We start from the raw sequence: 12,972 nt of genomic DNA, 5'->3' as shown, positions 1-12,972 counted from the left end.
AGCTTAAGTGCTGTGCTTCAAATCACCGCTGGTGCTGGTGGCACAGAATCTTGCGATTGGGCAAATATGTTAATGCGTATGTATTTAATGTATGCAGAGAAAAGTGGCTATAAAGTTAAAGAACTCAACTACCAAGAAGGTGATGTTGCTGGTATTAAAACTGTGACTATAGAGATTGAAGGAGATTTTGCTTTCGGTTGGCTTAAAGGCGAAAATGGTGTACACCGTTTAGTGCGTATTTCTCCCTTTGATAGTAATGCAAAACGACATACCAGTTTTGCTTCGGTCTATGTATATCCTTTAGTTGACGATTCTATAGAAATTGATATTAATCCTGCAGATATCGAAATCACAACTGCAAGATCTAGTGGAGCAGGTGGACAGAATGTAAATAAAGTTGAAACTAAAGTGCAATTGAAACATAAACCTTCTGGTATTCAAATTCAATGTTCAGAAACCCGTTCTCAGCAAGACAACAGATCGAGAGCCATGCAAATGCTGAAGTCTCAATTGTATGAAATAGAACTGCAAAAGCAAATGGCTCAGCGCGACGATATTGAAGCGGGTAAAATGAAGATTGAATGGGGAAGTCAGATTCGTAATTACGTTATGCATCCTTACAAATTAGTTAAAGATGTACGTTCCGCATACGAAAGTGGCAATGTAGATGCAGTGATGGATGGAGATTTAGAACCCTTCTTAAAGGCTTATCTTATGATGATGGGTCAAAAAGAGGATTCAGCATTATAATTGATAAAAAACTAGCATGATTAAAATATACCACAACCCAAGATGTTCTAAGTCTAGACAAGGTTTAGCTTTACTAGAAGATTCTGGTAAAGAATTTAAAATCATTAAATATTTAGAAGATGGGTTAACTGTTTCAGAATTAGAAACGATTATTTCTAAATTAAATATAAAACCTATAAATTTGGTTCGTAAAAATGAAACTATTTGGAAATCTGATTATAAGAGTAAAACACTTTCGGACCAACAAATTCTTGAAGCTATGGTTTTACACTCAAAGCTTATTGAACGACCAATTGTAGTTAATAAAAGTAAAGCCGTGGTTGGCAGACCACCAGAAACTATATTAGAAATTATTTAAAACTATTATTATGAAAAAGACAATATTCATCCTTTTTATACTATTTGTAAACATCAATGTATTTGCTCAACAACAGCAGCAACAACGGCGAAGAAACTTAAATGCTCCTCCTGTAACAAGTAGAGCTCCTACTGAAAATGATATTGAAAAACGCCAACGTGATATTGATGAACGTAAGGCTGAATATATCAGTAATTTCATGACGACTTTAGAGGCAGATGATTTTCAGAAAGAAATTCTTAAACAATACATCAACAACTTTTATAAAGAAAAAGTTGTTCTTTTAAAAACAAAATTTAATCACAGTATTGAACGCAATAAAGCCATAAAGAATTTAGAAATTACGCATTTTAAAGAAGTAGAGGAGCTTATGTCCGAAGAGGATATACTTAAGCTTAAAGATTTTGTTCAGGGAAAATTTGATGACGAAGAAGCTTTAAAAGATAAAAAGAAGAAAAAGAAGAAGAGGAAAAAGAAGAAGAAAAAGGATGATAATAGATAATTCTGATTTTACTCTAATATAAAGTTAATCCTAAGCAGTAATGCTTAGGATTTTTTTATTGGTCTAAGTTATTATTCTTTAAATACAATATTAAATACTAGCTTAAAAAAAAGTATCCTGATTAGAATATGAAATTTCTTCAAAATCAGAAATGACAATATTAGCCAAAGTATAATCTTGTCCAGAAGAATGTGGACTTTTAAAGCCTGCACAAAATATACCTGCTGCATGTGCTGCTTTTATGCCATTTGTTGAATCTTCAATCACCATACATTCAGATTTTTTAAAACCTGTAGATTCGGCTGCTATTATAAAAATTTCAGGGTGAGGTTTAGACTTTTTTAAATCTGCACCACTAAACTTATTAGAAAAATATGGGTTGAGATTAAAACGCTTAAAAATTTGATTGATACCATTCATTGAAGCAGAAGAAGCTACAACAAGGGTTAAACCATTAGAATGATAATCTTTAATTCGTTCTAAAACTCCATCTATTAATATTAATTCATCATCATTTTCAAATAAGTATTTAAAGTGCTTACGCTTAAGACTTACTAAATGTTCTGGATTTTCTTTTAAGCTAAAATGATCTACTAACCGCTTACAAATATTAATAGTAGATTGACCAGTGAACGATTCATACAAATCTTTACCTACATTAATATTCACATCATCAAACATTAGATGATAGGCTTTACGATGTAAAGGTTCTGTGTCTACTATAACACCATCCATATCAAATAAAACTGCTTTCAGCATATATCTAAATTTTGTGGCGAAGATAAAAAGTATATTTTAATATATTCATTTAAGATATAATGATGCCGTTATATTTGTATTAAATTATGTTTAGCTTTGCGCCATTCTAACTTAAGATAAAACATGGCAAAGAAAGGGCGCGAAAAAAACATAGACAATAAAGCCAAACACAGTAAATTAATTGCTCAAAAAAAGAGTAAAGCAAAAACTAAATATACTGATCGTAAAGCAAGACTTAAAGAAATAGTTGATCTAGCTAAAGCAAAAAAAGCAGAAGAGTCTTAGAATAAACTATATCACGTTATTAATGATATCCTCAACCACTTCAGGATTTAACAACGTACTCGTATCTCCTAACTGATCTGTTTCGTTACACGCAATTTTTCTTAAAATTCTACGCATTATTTTACCAGATCGTGTTTTTGGAAGACCATTGGTAAACTGAACTTTATCGAGCTTAGCAATCGGACCAATTCTATCTGTTATCAGTTGGTTAATTTCTTTTCTAAGATTATCATGATTTCTGCCTTCGCCACTATCTTTGAGTGTTACATAGCCATATAAAGCTTTACCTTTAACATCGTGTGGAAAACCAACAATAGCTGACTCTGCAACTGCAGGATGCTCGTTAATAGCATCTTCTATTGGTGCTGTTCCTAAATTATGACCAGAAACGATGATAACATCATCTACACGACCTGTAATTCTGTAATAACCTACTTCATCCCTTAAAGCACCATCACCCGTGAAATACATGTTTTCATAAGCTGAAAAATAAGTATCTTTATAACGTTGGTGATTTCCCCAAATAGTTCTTGCCATAGACGGCCAAGGGAATTTTATACACAAACGCCCTTCAACTTGATTGCCTTTTAATTCTTTTCCATTTTCATCCATTAAAGCAGGTTGTACGCCAATAAATGGTAATGTTGCATAAGTTGGTTTTGTTGGCGTAGAAAACGGTATTGGCGTAATCATAATTCCGCCAGTTTCTGTTTGCCACCATGTATCTACAATTGGACTTTTCTTTTTACCAATATTTTCATCGTACCAATGCCATGCTTCTTCATTTATAGGCTCACCAACAGTTCCTAAAACTTTCAATGAAGATAAATCGTAATTCTCTACAAACTCAGTACCTTGTTTAGCTAAAGCTCTTATAGCTGTTGGTGCTGTGTAAAATTGTGTGACTTTATGTTTTTGTACAATATCCCAAAAACGACCAAAGTCTGGGTAACTAGGTACACCTTCAAACATAACTGTAGTTGCTCCATTAGCTAATGGTCCGTAAACGATGTAACTATGACCGGTAATCCAACCAATATCTGCTGTACACCAATACACGTCATCATCTTTATACTGAAACACATTTTTAAATGTATATGCTGTATATACCATGTAACCAGCACTTGTATGCATCATACCTTTTGGTAATCCTGTAGAGCCAGATGTATATAAAATGAATAATGGATCTTCAGCGTCCATAATTTCGGCCTTACAATCTTGATACGCGTCATCTAAAAGTGGTTGCAACCAATAATCGCGACCTTCTTTCATATAAATATCTGAATTAATACGTTTTGCTACCAAGACCGTTTCGACGATAGGTGATTCTTTTAATGCATCATCAACTATCCCTTTTAAATCTATAGTTTTGGCTCCACGATATGAACCATCTGATGTAATAACCATCTTAGCTTCACAGTCGTTAATTCTGGTGGATAATGCTGTAGATGAAAATCCTGCAAAAACCACAGAATGAACTGCACCAATACGAGCACAAGCTAAAACAGATATTGCTAATTCTGGAATCATTGGTAGGTAAATACAAACGCGATCTCCTTTTTCGACTCCTTTATCCTTTAGTACATTAGCAAATTTACAAACACGCGCGTGTAATTGCTTATAACTTATATGCTCTGCTTCTACATTTGGATCATTAGGCTCGAATAAAATAGCAGTTTTATCTCCTATTGTTGTTAAATGTCTATCTAAGCAGTTTTCTGTAATATTGAGTTTTGCTCCCTCAAACCATTTTACTTCAGGTTTAGAAAAATCCCAACTTAAGACATTATCCCATTTTTTTCTCCACACAAAATGCTCTTCGGCTATTTCTTCCCAGAATTGCTCAGGATTTCTTACAGATTTTCTATAAACTTGAAAGTATTCTTCAAACTGTTTTATGTGGTAGTTACTCATCTTAAAATTTATTTGATTTCAATTTAGTAAAATATTTTTTTGCTTCAATAAGTACTTTTGGTGCTAAAAGAATTGTGGCAACCATTGTTGGTATTGCCATTAATGCGAATACACCATCTATAAGATTAATCATCATACTTAAACTTGTTGTAGCGCCAAGTAATATACTCAGAATATAAAAATAATTATAATAGTGTTTTTTATCCGCTCCGAATAGAAAGGACATACACTTGGTTCCGTAATATGAATATGAGAACAAGGAGCTCATGCTAAAAACGGCTATACAAACTAGTAACGCATATTTACCATACGTTGGCATCACATCTGCAAAGGCAGAAGCCGTTAAACTCACACCATTATTAGATGTCGTTTCCCAAACACCTGTTACTAAAATAGCTAAAGCTGTAAGCGTGCAAACAAGCAATGTATCTATTGCTGGTCCCAACATAGCAACTAAGCCTTCTCTAATAGGCTCATCTGTTTTTGCAGCTCCGTGTGCCATTGGTGCTGTACCAATACCGGCTTCGTTAGAGAATGCACCACGCTTAATACCATGTAAAATTAAAGCACCTACTACTCCACCTAAAAACGTATCACCTTCAGGATAATAATTAGCAGCAAAAGCATCGGTGAAAATGAGTTTTAAATAATAAAGGAGAACATCGCTATGAGCTACGAGAATAATAATTACCAATATAAAGTACAAAACAACCATTATTGGAACTAGTCTAGATGCTACATTACCTATTCGTTTTATACCTCCCAAAATAACTAAAGCGGTGATACCAACTAAAACAACTCCAATAATTAGGTTAGATTTTAAACCAACCTCTACTCCATTTGGTATTAATAAAATATCATTTAAGGCTTGTGTTAACTGATTTACATTAAAAACTGGTAAAGCACCAAGCAAACCGCAGAAACTAAAAAACACAGCTAAGGGTTTCCAAGATTTACCTAAACCTTCGGTTATAAAATACATGGGACCACCTTGTAATTCTCCTGCGCTATCTTTTCCTCTGTACATAATTGCTAAAGTCGAGGTAAAAAACTTTGTGGACATACCAATGACTGCACTAATCCACATCCAAAAAACAGCACCAGGACCTCCAATAGAAATAGCTACTGCTACACCAGCTATATTTCCCATACCAACTGTTGCAGATAAAGCCGTCGTTAATGCTTGAAAATGCGAAATTTGCCCAGGATCGTTTGGATCATCATACTTACCTCTAAGTACATTAATTGCATGGCCTAAATATCTAAATGGTAAAAACTGAGAACGTATTAATAAGTAAAGTCCTCCTCCAATCAACAGAATAAGCAAAGGTAAACCCCAAGCTAAGGATGAAAATTCACTGAGTATCGTATTAAGTTTTTCCATAGATTATAAATGTAGTAAAGACAATAAACTTATGGCAAAATGTTTACAATTAATTTATAATTTAGTAGGGTTAAAAAGATAACTTCGCTTGGGCGTGTTAATTTTATTTGAACATTAACTAGCTTTTAGTTTTAAAACAGTGAAATAGCATTTTAATTTGATCACAATTTAAAAAAAATAATACATGAAATTAATTAAGTATTTATTTATTACCATTTTCTTCTTTGGAATATCGAATGAAGCCTTAGCTCAAAACAAAAAAGACACGCTAACTGTTCTATTTGTAGGAAATAGTTACACGTTTACCTCTAATATGCCACATCTTGTCTCAATCATATCTGATAGTGCAGATGTGAAATTGATCACCTCAAAAAGTACCGCAGGAGGTGCAACGCTTAAGGACCATTGGACCAATAAAAAAGGGCTTAAAACAAAAAAAAATATTAACGAAGGTGATTATGATATTGTAGTTATACAAGAGCATAGCCTGGGAACAATTAATAAAAAAGATGATTTTTTGAACTATTCTAAAAAGTTATGTGATCTTATTAAATCTTCTGGTGCAAAACCTTACTTCTTTGTGACTTGGGCTAGACAAAAGGTACCACAATACCAAGAAACTATTACTAAGATATATGAAGAAGCAGCAAAAGAAAATAATGGCAAACTTGTTTTGGTGGGAGATGCTTGGAAATTGGCTAGATCGTTAAGACCTGGTATTGGTTTATATAAGCTTGATGGTAGACATCCTTCTGATTTAGGCTCTTTTTTAACAGCATGTGTTTTTGTTAATACGTTAACTTCAGAAGTACCAAAAAAACTTCCGAATTGGTATTTTACAACAGATGATAATGGAGAAAAAATTACACTTCTCATGGAAGATTCTTTGGACATAATCTTTTGTATAAAAGTAGCCTCAGAAATTTAAAAAGAATAGTTTAGCTATTTTTCACCAGTCAATTCACTAAAAAATTCTTCTTAATTATTGAAATACTACCTTTGAAACTCAACTTAAACCTTTTTTGAGCACAAACAGACTATATTTTATTGATGCCGTTAGAGCTTTTGCTATCTTAATGATGTTGCAGGGTCACTTTATAGACAGCCTAATGGACGTATCTTACAGAGACGATAGTAATTTAACTTTTCAATGTTGGGAATACTTTAGAGGAATTACAGCTCCAACTTTTTTCACCATTTCTGGTTTAATATTTTCTTATTTATTAATAAAAGCAAAACACACAGGTAGTGCAGAAAAACGAATGCGTAAAGGACTTATTAGAGGTCTAATGCTTATTGGTATTGGTTATGCTTTACGAATTCCAATATTTGAATGGCTCATTGGTGAATTTAGAGATTATTTTTTGGTTATTGATGTATTACAATGCATCGGTTTATCACTTATTCTTATAGTAACTATTTATAAATTAACATTTAAAAAAACATTGATTTTCTCAATCTTAATGTTGCTACTAGGTATTGTTATTTTTGTCACAGCTCCGCTTTATCGATTTTTAGAATTAAAAGACATCCCTATTGTCTTTGCAAACTACCTCAACAAAGCTAATGGCTCTATTTTTACCATTCTGCCTTGGTTTGGGTATATATGTTTTGGTGCTTTTATTGCCACATTGTTTTACAGATATTTAGAACATCCGCGATTTAAAACAGCAACTGTTTCTGGTTTTTTTATTATTGGGATGTTACTCATTCACAAATCATCATGGTTATTTATGAAACTTTATTTTTGGTCAGATATACAATTGTTTAGTGATGTTGCAAATTTTAATTACCTCTTCACAAGATTGGGTAATGTACTCGTTCTGTTTTCATTATTCTATCTTGCAGAACAATATATTAAACAGCCTTTAATTTTAAAAATCGGTCAAAAAACTCTCTCTATATATGTGATTCACTTTATAGTAATATATGGTAGTCTTACAGGAATAGGCCTATATCAAATTATTGGTAAAACATTAAATCCATGGCAAGCCATTATAGGAGCAATCATCTTTTTAACTTCAGTATGCTTTATTTCGTTCTATTATGTAAGAACAAATGCCTTTGTATATTCTGGCATAAGAAAGATCATAAATAAAATTAAACGCATTTAATAATCTTCATACCAATCAAAGCTCTCTTTTATTATTCTATCCTTTTCAGAATTAATAAAATCTAAATAAGCCAAAGCAGTTGGTGATAGTTTTTTAGATTTCTGCCATACTAAATTCCAATTAGTTACTAGAGGCAAACCTTTGTACGGAATAATTTGTAAGTCACCATTTTTCAGCTCGTTTTTAATCCCAATTAGTGGCATTATAGAATAGCCTAAACCAGCAATAACTGCTTGTTTCAGGGCTTCATTAGAGGTTAATTCCATTTTCTTTCTTGCAGGAATATTACGACTAGAAATAAACGTTTCCATCGCATTTCTAGTAGCAGAACCTTCTTCTCTATATAACATCGGGTAGCTTTCAAAAATTCTATTTTTAACTGCTTTAATATTAAATTTCTCGTTTGTGCCTCCGACTAAAAACAATTTATTTTCCATTAGTTCTATACGCTCTAAATTGAGTTGATTAGGAATAACCGAAACCAATGCAAAGTCCACCTCATTATTCTCTAACCTTTTTACAACACTAGCCTTATTTGTTACATCTATAAGCAGGTCTACTCCCTTGTTTTTATGTGTAAAATCTGAGAGAAAATAGGGCATAACATATTTACCGGTGGAAACAATAGATAATTTTAATCTACCAGCAATTTGTCCTTTAAAAGACATGGTTTTATAGTTAATAGCTTGTACTTCGTTTAAAATTTTCTCAGCTGCTTCCGCAATTTCATAGCCAAAATCAGTCACATACAATTGTCTCCCTACAACTTCTGTAAGCGGAACCGAAAACTGATCTTGAAATTTCTTTAACTGAATAGATACTGCAGGTTGACTTAAAAATAAAGCTTCAGAAGACTTAGTAATACTTTTTAATTGTGTGATTTTTAAAAAAATCTGTAATTGATGCAGTGTATAATTCATAAGCTATCTTTTATGTTTATCTTTTAAAATATTTATAAAAATAAATAAAATATTAATGACAATTTTGCGCATCAACTAATAAATTTATGGATTTACATTTATTAGCAGTTAACCTTACTAACCTAACACCATTACTCTTAAAAATTAAAGTTTTTTAATCCTTTTAAATATTTTACTACATGAGATCTAAAATTGAAATTTTTTATGAAGCGTTTACCAATCTAGATGCTGATAAAATGATAAAATGCTATCATGATGATATTATTTTTGAAGATCCTGCTTTTGGAATCTTGAAAGGAAAAAGAGCCAAAGCGATGTGGCAAATGCTATGCGCTTCTCAAAAAAATAAAGACTTTAAAGTCGTAATATCAAAAATAGAAGCAAATAAAAAAAAAGGCTCTGCGCATTGGGAATCCTTCTATAACTTTAGTAAAACTAGCAGAAAAGTACATAATAAAATTGATGCTAAATTTGAATTTAAAGACGGGCTAATCATTAAGCATACAGATACTTTTAATTTACATAATTGGGCCAAACAAGCATTAGGTCTTAAAGGTCTTATTATTGGAGGAACACGCTACTTTAGCAACAAGCTACAATCACAAACTAATCACTTATTAAACAAGTATTTAGAATAAAAAAAAGCTGCCTAAATAGTATTAGATAGCTTTTTTTGGTTGCAATGTTTCTTTTTAGGGACTTAAAAGTTTACTTTATGTTTCATTGCTATGTAATACACTTCAAATCTTATGCCAAATTAACTTTTCTTAAATGTATAAAAATGAACTAACTAATGCGTATTTATGTATTCTACAGCAATAAAATTAGATGAAATGGAGATATTGTTCAGAATTATCGATTAACTGTATGCTTTGACTTTACCTTCTACTCCTTCAAAAAATGATTTAAGAAATTTAAAGTCGGCTTCCATATCGTCTGTAGGATAAAATGGCTCTGAGATTGTGTTTTGCTTATTCTTAAAATCGAGTGTAAACATAATAATAGGTACTTTGGCAGCTTTGGCTATATAGTAAAATCCTGTTTTCCAAGTTTCAACCTTTTTCCTGGTACCTTCTGGTGCTAATGTTAAACGAAACTCCTCAGATTCTAAAAATAGTTTTGCAATAGCTTCCACTTTATTTTGTCCAGAAGTTCTATCGAGTGCTCGTCCTCCAACTGCTTTAAAATAATACCCAAACGGCCAAGTAAACAATTCTTTTTTTCCAACAAAATTTGTTTTAACATCGGCAATTTTTCTTAATAAGACACCAATATAGAAATCGTGCCAGCTGGTATGTGGTGCTGCAATGATTATAGCCTGCTTTATTGTATCTTTTGAAAAGTTAATGTTACCAACAACTTTCCAGCCCATGAGTTTGAAGTAAATTAATTTTGCTAACCAACGCATCTTACATTTTTTTGTAGAGCTCTAATAGCTTCTCTCTGGTGATAATATTTTTCCAATTTTTACCTATTGCATTTTCCCAAAGAGGTTCTAGGCTTAAAGCAACATCTATCATTTTATCAAATTGATAATCTTCTAAATATTCACATATTCCTTTTGGTAATTGAATATTGTGCTTAGCCTTCATTTGTTTAAATAATGCTACACCTTCAGGATAATAGTCTTCTAAATGATCAAAAACGATACAGTTACCAATACCGTGTTTAACACCTAATAAATAACCTAAGCCGTAACTCATAGCGTGTGCAACACCAACTTGAGAGTAAGCTATACTCATTCCTCCGTGCCAAGATGCCATCATTAATTGATCTTGCGCATCTTCACTGCTTAAATCATCACCTAAAAATATATCTTTACAAAGCTCAAACGCTTTTTCACCATAACTTTGACTAAACGCATTTAAATAGGTTCCCTTTAGAGATTCTACGCAATGCACAAAACAATCCATACCTGTATAAAACCATTGGTCTTTTGGTACATCCTTAGTTAACTCTGGGTCTAATATAACTTGGTCAAATGGTGTGTAATCACTATTAATACCGAGTTTTCTTTCTGGACCTGTTAAAATTGTGGTCCGAGACACCTCTGCACCAGTACCCGAGATCGTAGGAATACCAACGTGGTATATTGCAGGATGCTTAATTAAATCCCAACCTTGGTAATCTTTAGATTCGCCTTTATTAGTGAGCATTAACGCAACTGCTTTCGATATATCCATAACTATACCTCCACCAATACCAATGATACCAGAAGGTAATTCGCTATGACCAAGAATAATGTTTTCAACTAGCTGATCTATCTGCGATGTTTTAGGTTCTTCTTTTGTTGGAACGTAAATTATTTTATCATTGTACGACAATGTGATTCTTGAAGTTAACCAATGATTGCCTTTAAAGACATCGTCAACATAAAATATAAATGGTGCGTTACGACCTTTGCGCTTTAAAGCGAGAATTTCATCTAACTGATTAAAACTTCCGCGTCCAAAAACAACTCTAGATACCATTGGATAATTCTTATATATCATTTACTCTTTATCTTTAACAAAAATAAAAACTTAGTTTATTTTTTTGCTCTGAAAAAACTTAAAATTTCAATTAATCTTTCAACTGTTTTATAGTCCTTACCATTTGTTTCATTTTTAGTCACTTTTTCGTGCTGCCAAGTTGTATAGAAAGGCACATGAATTGCCTTAGCACCTATATTGACTAACGGTAAAATATCAGACTTTAATGAGTTGCCAATCATTAAAAATTCTGAAGGTTTTATTTCTAAATGTTTTAATAGCTTCGTATAATTTGCTTCTTCTTTTTCACTCAGCACTTCGACATGATGAAAATAATCAATCAAACCCGATTTTTCTAATTTTCGTTCTTGGTCTAATAAATCTCCTTTTGTTGCAACAATTAGCTTATAATCTTTAGATAAACTTTTTAGTACATCTTCAACATCACCTAATAATTCTATTGGTTTGTTAATCATATCCTTACCAATAATAAGTATCTTTTCTATTATTTCATTTGAGACCGACCCGTTAGAAAGCTCTAAAGCCAACTCAATCATAGACAATACAAAACCTTTTACACCATAACCATAGGTTGGAAGATTCTTTATTTCCATTTTAAAAAGTTCCTGATCTATTTTATTAGGTGTTTCATAATGAGATAATAGTATACCTACTTTTTCTTCAGCCTCTCTAAAATAGGTTTCGTTGACCCATAATGTATCATCTGCGTCGAAGCCAATTACTTGTATGTTATCATAATCTATTTCCACAAACGCTTCGCTCTTTCTAAATCTTCAGGTGTATCAATCTCAACTCCTTGTACTTCTGTTTCTACCATTTTTATGCGTTTGCCATATTCTAAATAACGAATACATTCTATTTTCTCAGAGGCTTCAATAAACTGCATTGGCAATTTTGAAAAGTCTAATATTGCATCTTTTCTAAAGGCATAAATTCCTTTATGTTTAAAATAACGAGCACCTACATTTTTATCTCTAGGAAACGGAATAGGGCTACGAGAAAAGTATAATGCGAAGTTATTTTGATCTACTATGACTTTTACAGTGTTTGGATTGTTAATTTCATCTAAATCAGTAATCTCAACCATTAACGATGCTAAATCAATTTCTTTATTAACATCTCCTTTAAAAACTTCTAAAACTTTTCGTAAACTTTCGCGCTCTGTAAATGGCTCATCTCCTTGTACATTAACTACAATATCACAATCAACATTAGCTACTGCTTCGGCAATTCTATCACTACCAGACTCATGCTCTTGTAAACTCATAATGGCTTTACCTCCATTACTTATAATTTCATTAAAAATAATATCACTATCTGTAACTACGTAAACCTCGCTAAACAGTTCTGTTCCTACAGTTGCTTCGTAAGTTCTTAAAATAACAGATTTTCCTGCTAAATTTTGCATCAATTTACCCGGAAAACGAGATGCACTATAACGTGCTGGTATCATGGAAATTATCTTCATTAATATATTTTATGATGATTCAAAAA

15 protein-coding genes are annotated in these 12,972 nt (G+C 32.2%); 7 read left to right on the top strand and 8 right to left on the bottom strand.

Annotated features, from left to right (window positions below; genetic code table 11):
• The 3 genes from prfB to B2U95_RS06630 form a co-directional block, all read left to right on the top strand.
• A partial coding sequence (gene prfB / locus B2U95_RS06640; RefSeq protein WP_296314025.1) for a peptide chain release factor 2 occupies positions 1 to 750 on the top strand: 750 nt, incomplete at its 5' end.
• A 16-nt stretch (positions 751 to 766) separates the two neighbouring features.
• Positions 767 to 1,108, top strand: a complete 342-nt coding sequence (arsC, locus tag B2U95_RS06635) for an arsenate reductase (glutaredoxin) (RefSeq protein WP_296314022.1) — start codon at positions 767 to 769, stop codon at positions 1,106 to 1,108.
• Between the two features lie 10 nt (positions 1,109 to 1,118).
• Positions 1,119 to 1,610 (top strand): hypothetical protein, encoded by a 492-nt coding sequence (locus tag B2U95_RS06630; RefSeq protein ID WP_296314020.1) that lies wholly within the window; start codon positions 1,119 to 1,121, stop codon positions 1,608 to 1,610.
• Positions 1,611 to 1,712: 102 nt separating this feature from the next.
• Here B2U95_RS06630 and B2U95_RS06625 read toward each other — a convergent pair whose 3' ends face one another.
• Positions 1,713 to 2,369 carry an HAD family hydrolase gene (locus B2U95_RS06625; protein WP_296314018.1) on the bottom strand — a complete coding sequence of 219 codons (657 nt, stop codon included), beginning with the start codon at positions 2,367 to 2,369 and terminating at the stop codon, positions 1,713 to 1,715.
• Positions 2,370 to 2,492: 123 nt separating this feature from the next.
• Here B2U95_RS06625 and B2U95_RS06620 point away from each other — a divergent pair, with 123 nt between their 5' ends.
• Positions 2,493 to 2,654, top strand: a complete 162-nt coding sequence (locus B2U95_RS06620) for a hypothetical protein (protein WP_296314017.1) — start codon at positions 2,493 to 2,495, stop codon at positions 2,652 to 2,654.
• A 6-nt stretch (positions 2,655 to 2,660) separates the two neighbouring features.
• On the opposite strand, the gene acs is transcribed toward B2U95_RS06620, so the two are convergent.
• The gene (acs, locus tag B2U95_RS06615; protein ID WP_296314015.1) at positions 2,661 to 4,568 is read right to left on the bottom strand and encodes an acetate--CoA ligase; all 1,908 of its coding nucleotides are present in this window, start codon (positions 4,566 to 4,568) and stop codon (positions 2,661 to 2,663) included.
• Between the two features lies 1 nt (position 4,569).
• Positions 4,570 to 5,952: an alanine/glycine:cation symporter family protein gene (locus B2U95_RS06610; RefSeq protein WP_296314013.1), complete on the bottom strand. Its 1,383-nt coding sequence runs from the start codon at positions 5,950 to 5,952 to the stop codon at positions 4,570 to 4,572.
• A 184-nt stretch (positions 5,953 to 6,136) separates the two neighbouring features.
• Here B2U95_RS06610 and B2U95_RS06605 point away from each other — a divergent pair, with 184 nt between their 5' ends.
• Positions 6,137 to 6,880 carry a hypothetical protein gene (locus tag B2U95_RS06605; protein WP_296314011.1) on the top strand — a complete coding sequence of 248 codons (744 nt, stop codon included), beginning with the start codon at positions 6,137 to 6,139 and terminating at the stop codon, positions 6,878 to 6,880.
• Between the two features lie 94 nt (positions 6,881 to 6,974).
• A complete protein-coding gene (locus B2U95_RS06600; RefSeq protein WP_296314009.1) occupies positions 6,975 to 8,066 on the top strand; it encodes a heparan-alpha-glucosaminide N-acetyltransferase domain-containing protein in 1,092 nt (363 codons plus the stop codon).
• On the opposite strand, the gene B2U95_RS06595 is transcribed toward B2U95_RS06600, so the two are convergent.
• Positions 8,063 to 8,986, bottom strand: a complete 924-nt coding sequence (locus B2U95_RS06595; RefSeq protein ID WP_296314007.1) for a LysR family transcriptional regulator — start codon at positions 8,984 to 8,986, stop codon at positions 8,063 to 8,065. The two genes, B2U95_RS06600 and B2U95_RS06595, sit on opposite strands and share 4 nt — an antisense overlap.
• 179 nt (positions 8,987 to 9,165) lie before the next feature.
• Between B2U95_RS06595 and B2U95_RS06590 the strand changes: the two genes are divergently transcribed.
• Positions 9,166 to 9,624 carry a nuclear transport factor 2 family protein gene (locus B2U95_RS06590; RefSeq protein ID WP_296314005.1) on the top strand — a complete coding sequence of 153 codons (459 nt, stop codon included), beginning with the start codon at positions 9,166 to 9,168 and terminating at the stop codon, positions 9,622 to 9,624.
• 221 nt (positions 9,625 to 9,845) lie between these two features.
• On the opposite strand, the gene B2U95_RS06585 is transcribed toward B2U95_RS06590, so the two are convergent.
• From B2U95_RS06585 to kdsB, 4 genes are read right to left on the bottom strand one after another with little or no spacing between them, the layout of a single operon-like run.
• Entirely contained in the window at positions 9,846 to 10,394 is a 549-nt protein-coding gene (locus B2U95_RS06585; RefSeq protein WP_296314004.1) for a 1-acyl-sn-glycerol-3-phosphate acyltransferase, read from the bottom strand.
• Position 10,395: 1 nt separating this feature from the next.
• Positions 10,396 to 11,478: an iron-containing alcohol dehydrogenase family protein gene (locus B2U95_RS06580; RefSeq protein WP_296314002.1), complete on the bottom strand. Its 1,083-nt coding sequence runs from the start codon at positions 11,476 to 11,478 to the stop codon at positions 10,396 to 10,398.
• A 35-nt stretch (positions 11,479 to 11,513) separates the two neighbouring features.
• Positions 11,514 to 12,227, bottom strand: coding sequence for an HAD family hydrolase (locus B2U95_RS06575; RefSeq protein WP_296314000.1), 714 nt, complete (start codon positions 12,225 to 12,227; stop codon positions 11,514 to 11,516).
• Entirely contained in the window at positions 12,218 to 12,946 is a 729-nt protein-coding gene (gene kdsB, locus B2U95_RS06570; protein WP_296313998.1) for a 3-deoxy-manno-octulosonate cytidylyltransferase, read from the bottom strand. Before kdsB ends, B2U95_RS06575 begins: the two co-directional genes overlap by 10 nt.
• Between the last annotated feature and the right edge of the window lie 26 nt (positions 12,947 to 12,972).

This window comes from Winogradskyella sp. UBA3174, assembly GCF_002364335.1.
Classification (GTDB): Bacteria; Bacteroidota; Bacteroidia; order Flavobacteriales; family Flavobacteriaceae; genus Winogradskyella.
Note: the sequence above shows the minus strand (reverse complement) of the source record. Positions and strands in the feature narration are given on the sequence as shown.